Source organism: Paracoccus litorisediminis, assembly GCF_009711205.1.
GTDB lineage: Bacteria > Pseudomonadota > Alphaproteobacteria > Rhodobacterales > Rhodobacteraceae > Paracoccus > Paracoccus litorisediminis.
On the sequence record NZ_WMIG01000017.1, the window covers coordinates 35,690 to 53,681 of the forward strand.

At 61.1% G+C, this 17,992-nt stretch carries 11 protein-coding genes and 1 pseudogene; 6 read left to right on the forward strand and 6 right to left on the reverse strand.

Annotated features, from left to right (window positions below):
• Positions 1-95: 95 nt before the first annotated feature.
• From GL300_RS20230 to GL300_RS20240, 3 genes are all read right to left on the reverse strand, one after another.
• The gene (locus GL300_RS20230; RefSeq protein WP_155041559.1) at positions 96-1,250 is read right to left on the reverse strand and encodes a 2Fe-2S iron-sulfur cluster-binding protein; all 1,155 of its coding nucleotides are present in this window, start codon (positions 1,248-1,250) and stop codon (positions 96-98) included.
• A gap of 2 nt (positions 1,251-1,252) precedes the next feature.
• A complete protein-coding gene (locus tag GL300_RS20235; RefSeq protein WP_155041511.1) occupies positions 1,253-2,293 on the reverse strand; it encodes an aromatic ring-hydroxylating dioxygenase subunit alpha in 1,041 nt (346 codons plus the stop codon).
• Between the two features lie 87 nt (positions 2,294-2,380).
• On the reverse strand, positions 2,381-3,304 hold the full coding sequence (locus GL300_RS20240) for a LysR substrate-binding domain-containing protein (protein WP_155041512.1): 924 nt from the start codon (positions 3,302-3,304) through the stop codon (positions 2,381-2,383).
• Between the two features lie 157 nt (positions 3,305-3,461).
• Here GL300_RS20240 and GL300_RS20245 point away from each other — a divergent pair, with 157 nt between their 5' ends.
• The 3 genes and pseudogenes from GL300_RS20245 to GL300_RS27500 all read left to right on the forward strand — a co-directional run bounded on the left by GL300_RS20245 (position 3,462) and on the right by GL300_RS27500 (position 6,769).
• Positions 3,462-4,757, forward strand: coding sequence for an NAD(P)/FAD-dependent oxidoreductase (locus GL300_RS20245; protein WP_155041513.1), 1,296 nt, complete (start codon positions 3,462-3,464; stop codon positions 4,755-4,757).
• A gap of 371 nt (positions 4,758-5,128) precedes the next feature.
• A pseudogene (locus tag GL300_RS20250) lies at positions 5,129-6,290 on the forward strand (IS256 family transposase).
• 287 nt (positions 6,291-6,577) lie between these two features.
• The gene (locus GL300_RS27500; protein WP_425495929.1) at positions 6,578-6,769 is read left to right on the forward strand and encodes a transposase; all 192 of its coding nucleotides are present in this window, start codon (positions 6,578-6,580) and stop codon (positions 6,767-6,769) included.
• Between the two features lie 406 nt (positions 6,770-7,175).
• On the opposite strand, the gene GL300_RS20260 is transcribed toward GL300_RS27500, so the two are convergent.
• The 3 genes from GL300_RS20260 to GL300_RS20270 all read right to left on the reverse strand — a co-directional run bounded on the left by GL300_RS20260 (position 7,176) and on the right by GL300_RS20270 (position 12,130).
• Complete coding sequence (locus GL300_RS20260; RefSeq protein ID WP_211595244.1) at positions 7,176-8,849, reverse strand: carboxylesterase family protein; 1,674 nt, start codon at positions 8,847-8,849, stop codon at positions 7,176-7,178.
• A 150-nt stretch (positions 8,850-8,999) separates the two neighbouring features.
• Positions 9,000-10,532: a carboxylesterase/lipase family protein gene (locus tag GL300_RS20265; RefSeq protein ID WP_155041515.1), complete on the reverse strand. Its 1,533-nt coding sequence runs from the start codon at positions 10,530-10,532 to the stop codon at positions 9,000-9,002.
• Positions 10,533-10,588: 56 nt separating this feature from the next.
• Positions 10,589-12,130: a carboxylesterase/lipase family protein gene (locus GL300_RS20270; protein WP_211595245.1), complete on the reverse strand. Its 1,542-nt coding sequence runs from the start codon at positions 12,128-12,130 to the stop codon at positions 10,589-10,591.
• Between the two features lie 1,744 nt (positions 12,131-13,874).
• On the opposite strand from GL300_RS20270, the gene GL300_RS20275 reads away from it, so the two are divergent.
• Genes GL300_RS20275 through GL300_RS20285 form a run of 3 tightly spaced genes read left to right on the forward strand, consistent with a single transcriptional unit; the run spans position 13,875 to position 17,958 of the window.
• Positions 13,875-15,701, forward strand: coding sequence for an ABC transporter permease (locus GL300_RS20275; RefSeq protein WP_155041517.1), 1,827 nt, complete (start codon positions 13,875-13,877; stop codon positions 15,699-15,701).
• Positions 15,701-16,849, forward strand: a complete 1,149-nt coding sequence (locus tag GL300_RS20280; RefSeq protein WP_155041518.1) for an ABC transporter ATP-binding protein — start codon at positions 15,701-15,703, stop codon at positions 16,847-16,849. Before GL300_RS20275 ends, GL300_RS20280 begins: the two co-directional genes overlap by 1 nt.
• A 20-nt stretch (positions 16,850-16,869) precedes the next feature.
• Positions 16,870-17,958, forward strand: a complete 1,089-nt coding sequence (locus tag GL300_RS20285; RefSeq protein WP_155041519.1) for an ABC transporter substrate-binding protein — start codon at positions 16,870-16,872, stop codon at positions 17,956-17,958.
• The last annotated feature ends 34 nt before the right edge of the window (positions 17,959-17,992 follow it).

Genomic DNA, 17,992 nt, shown 5'->3' on the forward strand with positions numbered 1-17,992 from the left:
GGCGTCAGAATGGCCTTGCGACATTTCACCTGCTGTTTCGCAGGCTTTCAGGTCGGCGCGGCAATCAGAAAAGGGGTACAAACGCGCCATCGGCCCTAAAGGTCCAGAACGACGCGTCCGGTGGGACGCGAACAGCAGATCAGCACCTGACCGGGCCGGGGCGAGTCCAGCGGGTCCGAAAAATAGTCGACCGAACCTTCGTCTATCCTGCAACTGCAGGTGCTGCAGATCCCCTCGCGACAACTAAAGGCCGGAGCAAGCCCTGCGCCCTCGGCCAATTCAAGGATCGAAGTCGCGGCGTCGCTCCACGGAACCGTCACGCCGGATCGGGCGAATACCACTTCGCTTGCTCCGTCTGCGGGGGCCAAACCCGGCTGGGCCGGTCGTTCAGGCAGGGCACGGGCATCCGGGTCGGTGATGAAGTCCAGCTTCGACAGCGATTGCGGCGCGCGGGTGGGCATTCGGCGATCTGCCTGCACCAGTGGCGCGGGCGTGGCCGCAAGCGCCGCCAGCGATCCGCCCTTGCCAAAGAATTCATAGGCGATCCGCGCCGGCGCGATCCCCAACCCGGTCAGGACCCGCCACATGGCGACCATGAAGGGCGTCGGCCCGCACAGATAGACCTCATAGTCGTCGAGCGGCAAAGTCGATTGCAGCAAGGCGCGATCGATCACCCCCTCCGCATCGAAACGGGCCGTCGCGCGGTCCTGCTCGCTGGGCGTGCGATAGACGTTCAGCGCAGTGATAAGCCCGCCCGAGACGTCGGCAAGTGCCGCAACCTCGTCCCGCAGGGCCTGAACCTCGCCGTTTTCGACGGCATGGATGAACCAGACGCGGCGCGAGGTCTGCGCCAAAGCATGCAGCATCGCCAGCAAGGGAGTCAGCCCGACACCGCCCGCCAGCAGCAGGACGGGGCGTTCGCTGGTCTGGTCCAGACAGAAGCTGCCGCGCGGGGCTGCGATCTCGATGACATCGCCTTCGGAAACCCGGTCATGCAGCCAGCCCGAACCCGCGCCCTGCGGCTCGCGCTTGACGCTGATCCGGTGATGATCCCGCCCCTCGGTCGGGCAGGACAGCGAATAGGTGCGCAGCACCGGGCCTTCGGCAAGGGGGATGCGCAGGGTCAGATATTGACCGGGGCGCATGTCCCAAAGCGGGCCGCCATCCGCAGGCGTCAGGTGAAACGAGGTGATGACGCTGCTTTCCGGCAATTTCCGGGCCACCCGGAACCGGCGAAATGCCCCGCCCATGGTCACGCCCGCATCTTTTCGTCGACCATGCGTTCCTCGGCGATCATTGCCTCGAGCTGGCGGCGGAAGCGCAGTTGGCCCGCATCGATGGATAGGTCGATATGGGGAGAGGTCTTGGTGGTCATGCCGACCTGCACCTCGTTCAGTACGGCGCGGTCCTCTTCGAAGGCATGGCGGACGTCCTCGGACATCATCCGCGACAGATCCTCGTCGTCGGGGCGGATATTGCGCAGCTGGAACCAGTAATAGCGGGTCTCGGTTTCGGTCGTTGGCGTCATGAAGTTGTAGCTGTCCATGACGAAGGTCTTTTCATCCAGCGTCCCGTCCGGCCCGCCCGTACCCGCGGGGGTGAAGACAGCGCGGATCAGCGCGTGGCTGGGATAGCGCACCTCATAGTGCTGCAACCGGTCGCAGTTTCCGTCAAACTCGACAATCTTCTTGTAGAAGGGCGCAGGTTCGACATCCATCATCCAGCGGTGGACAATGACGCCATTGTCGGTGCGCGTCACCTTCAGCGGCGCATCCTTGGTCGCGGCCTGCGCAAAGCTGCTTTCATGCACCCAGGCGACATGGGTCGGGTCCAGAAGATTGTCGCACATCAGCAGGTAGTTGCAATGCAGCTCCATCGCGGCGCCACGATTGATGCCCCATTCCGGGCTGTCGAAATTCGGGATGTCGATGATGTCATCAGCATCGGCGATGGCCGCGTTGCCCATCCAGATCCAGACAAGGCCGTATTTTTCATGCACCGGATAGGGCCGCACCTTGGCCGCCGAGGGGATGCGCCCGCCACCCGGTGCCCAGACGCATTGACCGGCGCAATCGAATGTCAGGCCATGATAGCCGCATTCGACATTGTCGCCCTTGATCCGGCCCTTGGACAGCGGCAGCTTGCGATGCGGACAGGCATCTTCCAGCGCGATGACTTCGTTCTGGCTGTTGCGATAGACGCAGATCTTTTCACCCAGAACGACGATCTGTTGCAGGCTGTGGGTGACCTCGTGACTCCAGGCCGCAACGTACCAGGCGTTCTTCAGAAACATGGCTGCATCCTTCGTAGCTGTGTTCGGTGAAGCTTAGCGCCGCAGCCGCACAGGATAAGCGCAGAAGGAGTCGACAATCGTTTAGTTTTACTGTTGCGTCTGGTCTCGCAGCGGTTTGGTCACCTGCATCAACCAGTTCAGGAACTGGCGCGCGACGGGCTGATTCAGCGTCGTCTGGCCCCAGCAGACGAAATAGGGATCAGGCAGATAGAGCCGGTCGGGTGATAGCCGCACCAGTCGACCGGCCATCAGATCATCCTTGGCGAAGGACCACTGCGCCAGCACCGCACCTTGTCCCGCGCTCGCCGCTTCCAGCCCCATCCCCGAGGCGGAATAGACCGCGACATGACGCAGGGGTGGCGGATCGGTCGCAAGCTGCGTCTTGAACCAGTCGCGCCAATGCGGCTCGGTCGTGTATTGCGCGCCCCAATCGATGCCGACCAACAGCAGTCGCGACAACCCTTCGGCAGTGCGGGCTTCGGGGTGGCGGGAGAGGAACTCTGGCGAGGCGGCGGGGAAGCAGTAATCGGTGAAAAGTACGCGGGAATGTGTATAACGGCGTCCCACCTCGCCATAGGTCAGACGGAATGTGTGTTCCAGCATATGTGAATCGGGTTCGAGATCCTGTGCGATCAGCCGCAGCGTCGAATCCTGCGCCTCGGCCTGAAAGGCGGGCAGCAATGGGTTCAGCCAACGCTGGAGCAGAGTGGGCAGGCAGGATATGGTCAGTTCCTGTGCCAGACGTTGTTCGGCGATGTAGTCCTGCGCCAGTGCGAAGCGTCCAAATCCCTGCGAAATCAGTTCGTGATAGCCGCGCGCGGCAGGGGTCAGGGCGGCGCGACGGCCGTCCTTGACCAGCAGCACCATGTCCAGGTGTTCCTCAAGCAGGCGCAGTTGCTGGCTGACCGCGCCCGGTGTCACATTCAGTTCCTGCGCCGTCGCAGTGATCGTGCCGAGGCGTCCGAAGACCTCGAAGATCTGCATCGCGCGCAATGGGGGAAGCTGCGCCATGGGACCCCGCTTGCTGGTCGTTAGTTTAGCTGGCCTGTCGCACCGGCAAGGCGAACTGATTTGCCCGCCCCGAAGGCCTGCCTATAGCATCGGCGAAGGCTTAGGCAACACGGCGCGACCAGTGGACTGTCTCGCTGTCACCAAGGGGAAACGGGCAATGAAGCAGGTCGTCATCATCGGGGCAGGGATCATCGGCGGGGCGATCGCCTATGAAATGGCGAAGGCAGGTTGGGCGGTCACGGTTGTCGACAAGGCCCCCGAGGCTGGCTATGGCTCCACCTCGAGTTCCTCGGCCGTGATCCGCATCAACTATTCGGTCATGGAAACCTGCGCCATGGCCCTGGAGGGCTGGACCTATTGGCGCGACTGGGCCGACTATGTCGATCTACCCGACGAACGCCCGCTCGCGGTCTACAAAGAGACCGGATCGCTGGTGATATTTTCCGGCGAGGGCACTGCAATGACCAAGGTCACCGAGATCATGGACCGGATCGGCGGGGTCTATGACCGCGTCGCGCCCGAGGGCATCCGCAACTATCTGCCCAAGGCCGACCTGCAATCATATGCTCCGGCCAAGCGCCTTGATCACCCCGATTTCGGGGAGCCGAACCCCGAGCAGGTCGGCGGCGCGGTCTTCTTTCATCAGGCGGGCTATGTGAGCGATCCGAAACTGGCCGCACAGAATCTGCAATGGGCGGCCGAGCGCGAGGGCGCGGCGTTCCGCTTTCGCACCAAGGTGCAGGGGATCGAGACAGGGAACGGTCGCGTTTCGGGCGTCCGGCTGGAGGATGGGACGGTGCTGCCCGCCGATGTCGTGGTCAATGCGGCTGGGCCATGGTCGGCAGGGCTTAACCTTATGGCAGGTATCACCGGCGACATGACCATCCGCAACCGCCCGAACCGTCAGGAGGTCGCCTATATTCCCGGTCCCGCAAATATGGATTACCGCCACGACGGCATCGTGATCGCTGATCTGGATGCCGAGTTCTACGCCCGCCCCGACCCGGTCGGCATCTGTGTCGGCTCGACCGATCCGGCCTGCGACGGACATGATTGGATCGAGGACCCGGACGCGCTGGACACCCGCTTCACCGACCAGTGGACGACCATCGTGATGCGTGGGGCGATGCGTTTGCCTGAGATGCGCATTCCCGGTCAGGCAAGCGGGCTGGTGGCGCTTTACGACACTTCGGACGACTGGCTTCCGATCTATGACAGGACCAGCCTGCCCGGCTTCTACGTCGCCTGCGGGACATCCGGGAACCAGTTCAAGATGGCACCTGTCGTGGGCAAGTTGATGACTCACCTGATAACGGAATCCGAGGCCGGGCATGATCACGATGCCGAGGCTTTTAGTTTTCAGCTGGAGCGGACCGGCCGCGAGATCAACCTTGGCACCTATAGCCGAAAGCGCAAAATCAACGCCGAGTCGAGTTTCTCGGTCATGGGGTAGTGAGTATTGGAAGCGATCAATTCGCGGGAGCTGCGGCGCTCAATGGCGTAGCGGCGGGTCAGGCGATATAGGGCTGCGCGTATCCCGACCATCGTGTCGCTTCTATGTTGATTTCCACCGGAACGTGATCCGGTTTTCCACCGCGAGGCTCTGGATCACTTTTGCTGTTATAGAGGGTAGGCCTTCTCCGTTTCATTAGGAGGGACGCGCCATGTCGGGTCGATTTCAAACTGCGAGCCTTGCACCAGAGTTAGTGTCCGAGTTGATGGTGTAATTTCCTTGGCTCTACCGGTGTAATCTGGGGTGGCCATCGCGGCGTATGATCGAGGTGGAGTTTCAACGCTTCAACCACGTGCCATACGGAGCCCCCGATGACGAAGACCAGAATGGATCTGTCCGAGCTTCTGGCAAAGCACGATCAGGGAGAACTTCTACGCAGCATCGCCGAGGCGGTGTTGCAGTTGATCATGGAAGCCGATGTTGACGGCCTGCTTGGCGCCGGTCGGCACGAACGTAGCGGCGAGCGCACGATCTGGCGCAACGGGTAGCGAGAAAGCCTGCTCGATACCCGTTTGGGCACGCTGAACCTGAAGCTGCCGAAGCCGCGGCAGGGCAGCTATTTACCCGGCTTTCTTGAAGCCCGCGAAACCTCCGAGCAGGCGCTGGTGGCGGTGATCCAAGAGGCCTGGATCGGCGGAGTATCGACACGCCGCGTCGACGACCTCATCCAGGCCATGGGGCTGAGCGGGATCTCGAAGAGCATGGTGTCCAAGCTCTGCAAGGATGTCGATGAGCGGGTCGGCGAGTTCTTGAACCGCCCGCTCATCGGCGAAGGACCCTATGTCTGGCTGGACGCCACCTAATCTCAGGCAACGGCAGTGCGGATGGATCGTGTCGGTCGCGGCCATAATCGCTGTGGCCGCAAATACCGAAGGGCGCAGGGAAATCATCGGCCTTGGCATAGGCCCTTCAGAGGAGGAAATCTTCTGGACTGATTTCCTGCGTTCTTTGCGCAGCCGAGGTCTCGATGGCGTCAGGCTGGTCATCAGCGACGCCCATGCAGGCCTCAAGGCTGCCATTGCCCACGTGTTAGAAGCGACTTGGCATCGTTGCAGGGTGCATTGGATGCGCAATGCCTTGACGCATGTCTCCAAGGGTCAGCACACGGTTGTGGCTGCGGCAATCCGCTAGATTTGCGATCAGCCCGATCGCGTTCATGCCTCCGAGATCTGGCCCAAGCTCGCGGACCTGATGGACGAGAGCGAAGATGATGTCTTGGCCTACATGACCTTCCCTCGACGGCACCGCAGCCCAAATCCCATCGAGCGTCTGAACAAGGGGGTGAAACGACGCGCCGATGTGGTCGGGATCTTTCCGAACGAGGCTTCAATCATGCGCCTCATTGGAGCCGTGCTGTTCGAACAGAACGACGAATGGAAAACGGCCCGCCGCTACATGATGGTCGAGGCCTTCGCGCAGATCGACAAAGAGGAGATCGACCCCATCCTCAGCATCACCACGAAAGGCGCCTGATCATGACCTCCGGCCACCCCGAAATTTACACCGCCTTGACGGACGTGCCTTGCCCCAGAAGGTTTGCAGTCGTTTTGGTGCAGAGCCAGGAGAGGACGGTTGAGATCTCTCTGCATTCACGGTGGGTTATTGGCTGCTGCCCTGATTGTGGCCAGCCAAGCCGCCGGGTTCAAAGCCGATATCTTCGCTGCCCATCGGACTTTCCCTTACGAGGCGACGAGATAACGCGGCGGTTGATGGCAATGCCCGGCATCGGTGTGGTGACAGCCTAGATTTTCCAGCACACGATCGATGATCCGTCCCGCTTCCGAAGTGCGGCGTCGGTGGGCGCATATTTGGGCCTGACACCGAAGCGAAATAAATCAGGTGAAAAGGACACCACTGGCCATGTTTTCCGACGGGTGACGTCCCTTTGCGCGCCAGCCTCGTCGAGGCTGCCAGCGTGTTGCTGCATCGGACAAAACGCTGGTGCGCGCTGAAGGGCCTGGGGGTTTCGATTGGCCAAACGCAATGGCATAAGGTGCAGGTCGCGGTGGCGCGAAAGCTCGCTGTCATCTTGCACTGCATCTGGGTCGACGGCACCTCATTCGAATAGGGCAAGGAGCCGACCTGACCCTTAACGCGACCTCGAGATCGCAGGCCTGACGCCAGACCTGTGATGTCGCGCCGGGATGGTGGTTGCGGTGACCTCGTTCAATCGGCCGCGGCCTGAAGAACCGCGCTGCGCATGTTGAGGCGTGCGGCCCGAACATCATCATGAGGCAATGACCTCGAAAAGGGCTGAAAACAGGATTGACTTGGACCCGCAACTAAAGGGTCGATTGACATGAGATCTTTCATGGGATGCTTCAGTGAATTTCACGGGGATTGCATGCGACCAGACGATCAGTCGGCCAGAAGATCGCCCTCGGTCATGCCGATGCCGTCCAGAATGCGGGTTCGCATATAGCGGTCTCGGCTTGGGTATAGGGTTTCGGTGCGCATCTCTGCCTCACCATCATGCAGGCGAAGAAACTGTCCGCCGGCGCCGGGCGTGACCTGCCCCCAATGTGGCACGGTGTTTCCGTTCGGGTCGCCCGTCTTGATGAAATTGGCCAGATAGGTGACGGCCACTTCCTTCATCCGCAGGTCCGGGTCGGTCCAAGGGCGCTGGTTGGCGTCATTTTGCCTGAGAGAGCCATTGAAATACCAGTTATCGGCGCTGTGATAGGCCCGCCGAAACCCCTGATCCTTCCCGGGTGGCCAATGATCGAAATAGTACAGGTAGACATTGGCATCGGAATGCGCCTTGGCGTGTTCTGCCCCCAGTTTGACATACTGGAACATGTAGTCGTTGAGCATGCGCAACGAGAGGCGGTAAGCCTCGCGCGCATCATCCGTGGCATAGAGCGGGAAGACAGCCTCATCGACATTGCCCGCCTGATGCGGGCGGACGGCAGCAAGCATGGCCTTGTGCTGGTCCTCGGTGCTGAGGTCCAGATCATTGGGGCGCAGTCCTGTATATTCGTCCGCGGTCTGTCCGATCATGATATCAAGCCCGTCGAAGTCTTTGGGTTGCAGCAAGTTCACGGAATCCTCGGTGAAGGTATAGCCGTCGACCGTGTAGAATTGGTTCGTGGCTACAGCCCCGGCGAGAGCCGAGTAAAGCGATGCCTTGCCATCCTTCCAGGGCGCCAGCCAGGTCTCGGCCGGGATGGCGCGCAGATCCGTCAGGCTCATCGCTTTGTCGAAGGTCTTTGCAATGGCATCACGGTTCTGAGCGGACTTTTCTTCGTATGAGACGACCTTGCCCGGCAGAAATCCCGTGAAGCTGGATTGGATGAAGGCCCGCTTGAACAATCCCTTTGCCAGCGGGCTGCGCAGTAGCGCAACGGTGTTCTCTCCTCCGGCGGATTGTCCGCCAATGGTTACACTGGCGGGGTCACCGCCGAACTGCTCGATATTGCCGCGAATCCATTTCAGCGCATCGACAAGATCCAGAATGCCGAAATTGCCTTTCGGCCCGTCAGGGTTCTCGACAGCCATCTCGGGCAGTGACAGCCACGCAGGCGCTCCGAGGCGGTATTGGACGGAAACCACGACCACGCCGCGCGCCGCAAGTTCGGCGGGGTAGAGGTCCTGCATTGCACTTGCCCCGACGCGGTTCGCACCGCCATGGATCAGCATATAGACCGGTAGCCTTTGCCCGGTGGTCTCGGCTGGGGTCCAGATCGAAAGGTTCAGGCCGTCATCGGTTGCCGGAGCCGCGCTGAATTCGTTCGGTTGGTCCTGCAATATCTGGTCACCCCAGTGATCGGCGACCAAAACGTCTGGCCAGGGGGTCACGGGTGGGGCGGGTTTCCAGCGATTTTCTCCGCCCACATTGCCGGCATAGGGAATGCCGAGAAATTGGTTCACGCCAGCAATGTCGCTGGGAACGCCTCTGACGGAGCCGCCAGTGACTTGCGCTTCGGCAATAGGCAGCGCCTGGGCCGTGGATGCTGCAAGGATGAATGCGGCAGAGAATACGCCACGACGAGGCCATGCGCCAAGCTGACCGAGCAAGCTTTTGGGGTTCAATTGGGGCTCCTTCGCTGGATGGGCGCTGAGTTTGGTCGATGCGTCGGAAAGGGCAGTCGCCATGAGAATATTGAATGTGATGGTTTCAGTTATGCTGATTGGGTATGTGATTGCCTGCCGCTGAATTGCATGGGCGGCAGGCGTTTCGGCTTATTGGTAAAGCGCGCAGTTATGGGCCTGCGCATAGGCCGCATCGTCCTGAAGTTCAGTCTTTCCGCTTTCGAGGAAACGAATGCGTTGTGCCGAGCCTTCGGCATAGGCGGGCCAACCGGTCATCGGGGACCCGTCCCCCAATGCGGTCCAATAGCCGGTCATTGCGTCGGCGGTCTTGCGTTGGTCGTCCGAGAGTTGGCCAGAAATCAGCGTCTCCCAGACATAGGGCAATTCCGCGCTATGGCCCGTACCGATGGGGAAGGATTTCGGGATCGTCATATAGGGGCGGTCGGGGGCAGTCTCGTCGCCAAATTCATAGAGGTAGAGCGGCACATGACGGCCAAGGTCACCGATGAACGGAGCGATCGCGCATGCACCGGAATCGGTGTCGATATCGGCCTTGGCCTTGCCCGGCGCGATATCCGCCGACGCCGAATACGCTGCCAGCAGTTTATCGGCGCGGTCCGGGTATTGTTTGCGAACATAGGATTCGTAACTGTCCCGAGAGATCGGCTGCAGCAGAAGGTCGTTGCCCTCATACGTCGCCGCCGCTCGTTCGTTGCGTGTGTGACCAAAGATCACCGGCACCTTGTTGAACTGACCGGAAGCAATGGCCTCCTTGACCGGAACGGGCATTGCGCTGCCGCCCCAGGTCTGAGGCCAGCCGACGCCCGAGGTTTTCTGGGCAGCGATAATCTCGGCCGACGTTGCTTCGCGAAGACAGGCAAGGCGGTTTTCAGTCTTGTCGCAGCCAAGGGCCGCCACGAATTTCCCGCTATTGGCGATGGCCTCGTCCTTTGGCGTCATCGGACAGTCGCGTCCGCTTTGGACGATGGCCGCCGAGAATAGTCCCGCCGCGGTTGGTGAGCCCAGAAGCCAGCAGACACCTCGGGCGCCCGCTGATTGCCCCGCGATGGTCACTCGTTTCGGATCGCCACCGAAGGCCGAGATGTTCTTTTGGACCCAGCGCAGGGCTTCAGCCCGGTCAAGATCGCCATAGTCCCCACTGCTTTTGCCGTCGCTGGATTCCGCCTCCAGTTCGGGCAGAGCAAGAAAGCCGAGAGCGCCCAACCGATAGTTCACGGTGACAACGACATGCCCGGAACGCGCCAATCCTTTGGGGTCCCAGTCCACCTTGGAGCCATTCAGCGATCCGCCGCCGTGAAAGCCCACGATCACTGGCAGGTTTTTCGGGTTCGATTGTGGGGCATAGACGCTAAGGGAAAGGCAATCCTCGTTCCAGCTGGCCGGATATCCGGGGCGCCAGAAGACCGCCGCCTGAACGCATTCCGCACCGGGATCACTGGCCTGAAAGGGGGTGTTGAATGGTTTTCGCGCGACCGGAGGCGCCCATCGCAGATCGCCGACAGGAGCCTCGGCATAGGGAATGCCTTGAAACAGCGACAACCCGTCAACTTCTGTCCCGATGATCGAACCCGCCGGGCTCTCGACCTCCGCAGCCAAAAGGGGCGTCGCGCAAACAAGCATGCAGAGGCCAGCTGCCTTGGGCAGGTATTTGAACTTATCCATGATTTCCCCTGAATGAGTAGGGCGAAGTGCAGTGTCACTTCGCCCGGATGCCGGGATTAGCCGCCTGTCGAGGCGGTCAGGATTTCCAGCAGGCCCTTGTCATGCTGCAATCCGACCGTGCTGTAATTGTCGAACAGCATGGTCGCACCGTTTTCCGCAGTATAGGCAGGCCATTCAGGCAGACCGGCGTGGTTGGGATTGCCCGAGCGCGCGAAGTTGATGAAGGCGCGCGATACGTCATAGGACATCGCTCGGGCATCCATTCCGCCGCCAAAGGCCTGCGGCACCAGATCGACCGTATACATGGCAAGCGGCACGTCGGCGACATGCCAAGTACCGGCGATCCCGTCGAGAACAGGTGAATCCCACGTGACAAGGTAATTGTAGACCGGGGCGCTGCCGCTGGCCGCTTTCACTTCCGCAGCCTTCAGCGAGGAGACCCGTTGGGCCGGCGTGAAGAAGGCCAGCCGGGACAAGGGTTCCTTGGGATAGGCGCGCTTCCACGCCTCGGCAGCGGGTAAGGCCCTGTCGCCATAAAGCTCGGTCAGCTTGGCCATCGTCTTGTCGTCGGGCCACTTGGTCCAATTATCCGCGAACAGACTGCTGTTGTCGTTGCGGATGATCGTGCTGGATTCGTCCATGACATTGCCGACCATCAGCGGCTTGTCGGCGGCATATTTCGCCCAGCCCTCGCTGACGGGATCGGCGGGCATGAAGCTGCCATCGACATTGGGACGCCAGTTCACCCCGGTCGCCAACCCGGATTCGTTGATCTGCTTGATGGCAAGATTCCCCGCTGCAAGCAGATCCTCATAGGGGACTTCACCGATTTTCGAGATCGTCTCGGGGGTAAGGCCCAGATTGGCGATTGTCTTTTCACCGACAGCGCTGGCCACTTCGCGGGGGAGGGCGGCGATATTGCCCGCGCCGCTCATCACGATCGCCTTGTCGAACAGGTCCTTCGCATCCGGTGCGCCCATCAGGAAGCGCACCTTGCCGCCCCCTCCGGACTGACCCATGATCGTCACGTTCTCGGGGTCGCCTCCGAAAGCCGAGATGTTGGACTGAACCCATTGCAGCGCCGCCACGATGTCCCGCATGCCGGTATTGGCCGAAGCGGCATAGCTGTCGCCAAAGGCCGAAAGGTCAAGCGCACCCAAGACATTCAGGCGATGGTTCAGGGTAACCACCACCATATCGCCAAGTCGCGCCATATTGGCACCCTCGTAGGATGCACCCTCGATCGACGAGCCGTTGGTGAATCCGCCTCCATGAAGGAAGACGAGTACAGGACGCTTGGCATCGTCGTTGATGCCCGGACTCCAGACGTTCAGGAACTGGCATTTCTCGCTTTGCGGAAAGTAGCGATGCGGATTGAACTGCTCATCCGTCGCGACCTTATCCATTGCCGGGATCGGGCAGATTTCTCCGTAGTTCATCGCCAGACGCACGCCGTCCCAACTGTCCGGGGGTTGCGGTGCCATGAAGCGTTCAGCCTTGGCGTAAGGCACGCCACGGTAGGTATAGATCCCATTTTCGATGGCACCTTGAAGTTCGCCTTGCGCGACCTTGACCACAGCCTGGCCTGCGGATGCCACGAAGCTGTCCTGTGCAAGAACAGGTTGGCCAGCAAGTACGGCCAATCCCAATGCTAAAGAAATTATGCCGGAATTCACTTTCATTCTCCTCCCGAGTTGAAAGTCAGATGAACGATAAAGGCTGCAAGGCGGGCTGATTGCGAACGAGCCGCCGAGTTAAGAATAATGGAGGTCGCTCTGGGTAAACCTTCATCCCAAGCCCGACGATGAGAGCGCCGTGCACAAGAGTAACGCACTCGGAAGTCGTCGCAGAATAGGCAGGTATTGAGTTTCAGTTATGCCATATCGGCATGACCAATCCGGAAACCCCGACTTGTGGCTCTGTCAATCGTGCGAACACGCCGATGCCGTCCTCGGTGGCGGTCACATCTTTTGGCGGGCTATCGCCGCAGCCGGTATCATACGGCGGGTACTATCGAATGCGTCCACTTGTCGGACCTTTTCTCGGGTCGCTTCGTCCTTGGCCGGTATGAGATCCGCGGGTTGTGGTCAAACCTTCAGCCCAAAGTTAAGGCTCACCATATAACATTTCATACAAACTTCAGCTTCTCACGTATTTCCGAGGTTACCGCATTGGTACCCTCAGGGTGCCGATAGCGGACCTCGTGGAACCTCGTCCTCGGCGGAATTTTCCATAGGAAGAGCAAAAATCGGCGGTGCCATCGAAGTGATGGGTCCAATGCGCGGCGTCTTTTGTAAACGTCTGAAAAGCTTCGAACCACGGCTGGCTGCTTCGATCCCCGCATCCAGTCGGGCAATCCGTCCGCTTCCATCTGATCCGGTTCCAAAACCGCGCGATCAAGTCCGCAGTTGAGGCGCTTCAGCTCCACGACGGTAGCGTCAAAATTGCCAGCAGCCTTCGGACGCAGACTGCATTGCTCGCGATAGATCAGCTCATGATCCAGCTAGTTCCGTCAGGCAACGACCGACAGGTGATCCATCTGTCGCCGCCGCTGCATCTCGTACTATTGGCAACTGGATCAGGTTTGTGGCGATTGCTGCGGCGCAGTGAGTTTGCTTTGGTATCGGTCGCATGCTCGAAGCCATCGGGTGGCGACTTGCGGCAACAGCATTCGCTGCGACGCGGACGAATTTCGGCGGCAGGTTCAACTGCCCGTCCTTCCCATCCGCCACGGTGAACATGATGGCCGGGGGTAGTGCGGACAAAACCGCCGTTTGCCGCGCCGGTACGATGAGTCACCGTTGATGGTCCACGGACATGTTACCTTTGCGCGTTGCGCAGGCCAATTTGTGACAAACCCAAGCTATGCGCCGGAGCAGAAAATTGGCGGACCGCCACATCGTGCGGGCGTCCAGAGGTCTGCACTTGTGTGCATTGATCTGCTAAAATCAGCGCCTTGCCAGTAGATATTCGTCATCCAGAACTGGGTGGAAATGCGGTTACGGCATCGCAAAAGACGGATTGCTTAGGTGCGGTCAGCTGGTTTTACGCCGGAAACTTACTTTCCCTAGCTCAGATCGACCAAGTCATCGCTACTCGCCACAGGGGCGAACGCAAATCGCCATCGCTGCGGGTACCTACCTCTCATTTATGCACACCTGTGCATTTTGTGTTGACAGCCTCCCTCTGTCAGGGAATCCTAAAGGCAGGGAGAGACGGTGGCGAGGGGGATCGCGACCGGCGGCGGACCCGCGAGGGACCGCAAAACATCTGGGAGGAGAGTGACCTTGCAAGCCATTGCAATTGGTGTCGCCTTGACACATGCGCTGCTGAGGTCCGGCTATGGCCTTGGCTGATCAGGACATAACCGGCCCCGTATCCGGGCGCGCCCGGTTGCGCTACAGGCTGCGGCTGATGCTGCGCGAGCCGACCACCCTGATCGGCATCCTGATGGCGGCGCTGTTTCTGTATCTGATCGTGGTGCCGATCCTGTCGATCCTGACGGATGCCGCCAGCGTCCAATTCGGCGATGAGCGGCGGACAGGGGCCGAACTGGGCAGCTTCACCCTTTACTATCTGCGCCGGGCCTTCACCTCGCCGGTGGCCTATGGCCTGTTCTGGCTGCCCTTGCTGAACACGCTGAAAGTCGGGTTCGGGGCCATCGCGATTTCGGTCGTGGTAGGGGGCATTCTGGCCTGGCTGATCGCGCGGACCGACATGTTCGGGCGACGCTGGTTCGCCACCGCCCTGATCGTGCCCTATATGCTTCCGGCCTGGACCTTTGCGCTGGCCTGGACCACTTTGTTCAAGAACCGCACCATCGGCGGGCAGCCCGGCTGGCTGGAGAGCATGGGCTTCTCGCCGCCCGATTGGCTGGCCTATGGGCAGTTTCCGATCACCATCATTCTGGCGCTGCATTACACCCCCTTCGTGATCCTGCTGTTCGGCTCGGCGCTGCGGCGCTTTGACAGCCAGCTTGAGGATTCGGCCCGCATCCTTGGCGCCTCCAGCCGGACCGTGGCCTGGCAGGTGATCCTGCCGCTGATGCGGCCCGCCCTGATGTCGGCGGTGGTGCTGATCTTTGCAAAATGCCTAGGCGAGTTCGGCGTGCCCTATGTTCTGGGTCTGCCGGTGAAATTCGACGTGCTGGCGACCTCGCTTTACCGGTCGATCGGGTCGCGGCAGACCGGCGTTGCCGGGGTGCTGGCCGGGGCCATCATGCTGATCGGCATGATCGCCATTCTGGTCGATGCCTATCTGGCACGCGAGGCCCGACGCTTTGTCACCGTCGGCTCAAAGGGATCTATGAACCGGGCGTCGCGGTTGAACCGCCTGCGCCTGCCCGCCACCGGCTTTGCCAGCACGATCTTTGTGATCAGCGTCTGCCTGCCGATCCTGACGCTGGCCCTGTCGACGGTGATGCGGCGGCCCGGCAGCTTTGCGCTGTCGAACTTCACGCTGGATTTCTGGATCGGGCAGGACCTGCCGACCGTCGCCATGCGCACCGGCATCCTGCTCAGCCCGGATCTGTGGCAGGCGGCGTGGAACACGATCTGGATCGTCGGCATCGCCTCGGTCTGTTCGGGGGTGCTGGGGATCCTGACCGGCTATGTCGTGGTGCGCACATCGTCCCGGCCGCTGTCGGTCTTTATGCGACAAGTCACCTTCATGCCCTATCTGGTCCCGGGCATCGCCTTTGCCGCCGCCTATCTGTCGCTTTTCGCGGTGGCGCGGGGGCCGGTTCCGGCGCTTTACGGCACGACGATGATCCTGATCTTGGCTTTGATGGCCGATCAGATGCCCTATGCGTCGCGCGCCGGGATCTCGGCGATGATGCAACTGGGCAAGGACCCCGAGGAAGCAGCCCAGGTCGTCGGCGCGGGATGGTTGCGCCGCATGACCTCGGTGGTGATCCCGATCCAGAAAGGGTCGCTGGTCACCGGGGTGCTGCTGCCCTTCATCTCGGGGATCAAGGGCCTGTCGCTTTTCGTCATCCTTGCGGTGCCAGCGACCGATGTGCTGACCACCTTCTCGCTGCGTCTGGTCGATTACAACTACACCCAAGCCGCGAATGCGGTGGTGCTGATCATTGCGGGCATTGCCTACGGCGGAACGCTGCTGGCGCAAAAGCTGACCCGCACCAATCTTGCTGAAGGACTTGGAAGCTGATGCCCGACATCATTCTCAGCAATGTGCAGAAATCCTATGGTGGCAGCGGACCCAACGCCGTCAGCGATCTGAACCTGCATATAGGCAATGGCGAATTCATGTGCCTGCTTGGCCCGTCGGGCTGCGGCAAGACGACGACCCTGCGCATGATCGCCGGGCTGGAAAACCTGACCGATGGCGAGATCCGCATCGGCGAACAGGTGATCGACAGCCCCGCGCAGGGCAAGTTCGTCGGCCCGGAAAAGCGCGGCATGGGGCTGGTCTTTCAATCCTATGCCCTGTGGCCGCATCTGACGATTGAGCGCAATATCGACTTCGGCCTGCGCCTGCGCAAACTTCCCAAGCCCGAGCGCGAGGCACGGGTGGCCAAGGTCATGGCCGCATTGGGGATCGAGAAATATCGCGGTCGCTATCCCAGCCAATTGTCGGGCGGGCAGCAGCAGCGGGTGGCGCTAGCACGGATGCTGGCGGTCAATCCCGGCGTGCTGTTGCTGGACGAGCCGCTGTCAAACCTTGACGCCCGGCTGCGACTGGAAATGCGGGCAGAACTTAAGCGCATCCATGCCGAATTCCACACCACCATCATCTTCGTCACCCATGACCAATGGGAGGCGATGACGCTGGCCACCTCGATTGCGGTGATGAATGAGGGCACATTGCAGCAAATAGGCTCTCCGAATGACATCTACGAACGCCCGGCGAACCGTTTCGTCGCGGAATTCGTCGGCAGCCCGCCGATCAACGTGATCGAGATGGGCAAGGGTCACGCTTTGGACCGCGCCGCGCAGGATTGGCTGCGCCCGCGTCTGGGCGATGCGGCACGCGTCGGCTCGGTCGGGCTGCGGCCCGAGGCGCTGCAGCTTGCCTCATCCGAGGCGGGCGTTCCGGCGGGCAGCTTTGCCCATCCCGCCACGGTGACCGGCATCCTGCCCACGGGCGGAAGCTGGATCATCGAGCTGAATGTCGAGGGCCGCGTGATTTTTCTGACCACGACAAGCTGTCCGACCCTGACCGGCGGAGAAGCGGTCTGGCTATATGCCCGACCGACCGCGATTCATGCCTTCGATGGCGACGGTCAGCGCTTGGCGGGCGCGGATGAGGCCTTGGCCCGCGCCGAAGGCGGCGTCCAGATCGTCCGCAAGGCCTGACATCTCGAATGGAGAAGAAGATGAAATTAATCAGCGGGTTCGCCTTGGTGCTGGGCATGGCCTCGGCCGCTCAGGCCCAGGATCTTGATCTGGACGCCTTGATTGCGGCGGCCAAGGCCGAGCCGCCGACCACAGCCTATGCGGTGACCGGCAAAATCGTGGATACGGCGGCGGCGTTCAACGCGAAATACGGGCTGAACCTGACCGGCAAGAAGGTGAATGAGGCCGGGCAGGTTGATCTGCTGATCCGCGAAAATCAGGCGGGCAATGTGACGGGCTCAATCTCATTGGCCTCGGATGCGGCGGTGATCGTCACCGACCTGATCGCGAAGGGGGTGGTGGAAAGCTGGGTGCCCGAGGATATCGCGCCGCATCTTGCCCCCGACGCGCGTGATCCGCTGGTCGTGGTCAGCGATCCCCATGTCTGGGCCTATAATGCCGAATTGGGCGCGACCTGCCCGGTCACAAACATCTGGCAGCTGACCGATCCCGAATGGAACCGGCGGGTGGCGATGATGGACCCGCTCGAAAAGCCCGCTTATGCCGATTGGTTCAATCAGCTGGCCGAACATCACGACGCGGAAATGGCGGCGGCCTATGCGGCGCATTACGGCAAGCCGTTCGAGGGGGGCAGTGCCACCGAAGCTTGGGTCAAGGCCTTTGCCGCGAACGGCCCGCTGGTTGCCGACAGTTCAGGCGTGTCGGATGCGATCGGCGCGCCGGGGCAGGAAAAGCCGTTCTTCGGCATGCTGTCCACGGCCAAGTTCCGCGACAACCATGACAAGGGCTACAAGCTGGCGATTTGCGCCGGGATGAAGCCCTTTGCCGGCTGGCTGTATCCGGGCCTTGGGGTGATTGCCAAGGCATCGCCCGCGCCTAATACCGCAAAGCTTTTCCTGCATTACCTGCTGACCGAGGAAGGCATCGCGGCGCAAAGCGTCGATGGCAAATTGCCCGCCGATCCCCGCATCGGCCTGCCCGCCGAGGAAGCCTCGGGCATAGCTGCCCATCTGCAGCAGCTGATGGTCTGGAACACCGCGGCCTCGCCCTCGGATCTGGGGCGCAGGCAGGATTGGCAGGATCTGTGGATGACCGAATTGAAGCGCTGACACCAACGGACCCGTCGTCGAGGAGGGCGCGGAT

Excerpts from the sequence above, each read along its gene's own strand:
- GL300_RS20235 (WP_155041511.1), bottom strand. The coding sequence starts at position 2,293 with ATGTTTCTGAAGAACGCCTGGTACGTTGCGGCCTGGAGTCACGAGGTC.
- GL300_RS20245 (WP_155041513.1), top strand. The coding sequence starts at position 3,462 with ATGAAGCAGGTCGTCATCATCGGGGCAGGGATCATCGGCGGGGCGATC.
- GL300_RS20240 (WP_155041512.1), bottom strand. The coding sequence starts at position 3,304 with ATGGCGCAGCTTCCCCCATTGCGCGCGATGCAGATCTTCGAGGTCTTC.
- GL300_RS20280 (WP_155041518.1), top strand. The coding sequence starts at position 15,701 with ATGCCCGACATCATTCTCAGCAATGTGCAGAAATCCTATGGTGGCAGC.
- GL300_RS20265 (WP_155041515.1), bottom strand. The coding sequence starts at position 10,532 with ATGGATAAGTTCAAATACCTGCCCAAGGCAGCTGGCCTCTGCATGCTT.
- GL300_RS20275 (WP_155041517.1), top strand. The coding sequence starts at position 13,875 with ATGGCCTTGGCTGATCAGGACATAACCGGCCCCGTATCCGGGCGCGCC.
- GL300_RS20285 (WP_155041519.1), top strand. The coding sequence starts at position 16,870 with ATGAAATTAATCAGCGGGTTCGCCTTGGTGCTGGGCATGGCCTCGGCC.
- GL300_RS20230 (WP_155041559.1), bottom strand. The coding sequence starts at position 1,250 with ATGGGCGGGGCATTTCGCCGGTTCCGGGTGGCCCGGAAATTGCCGGAA.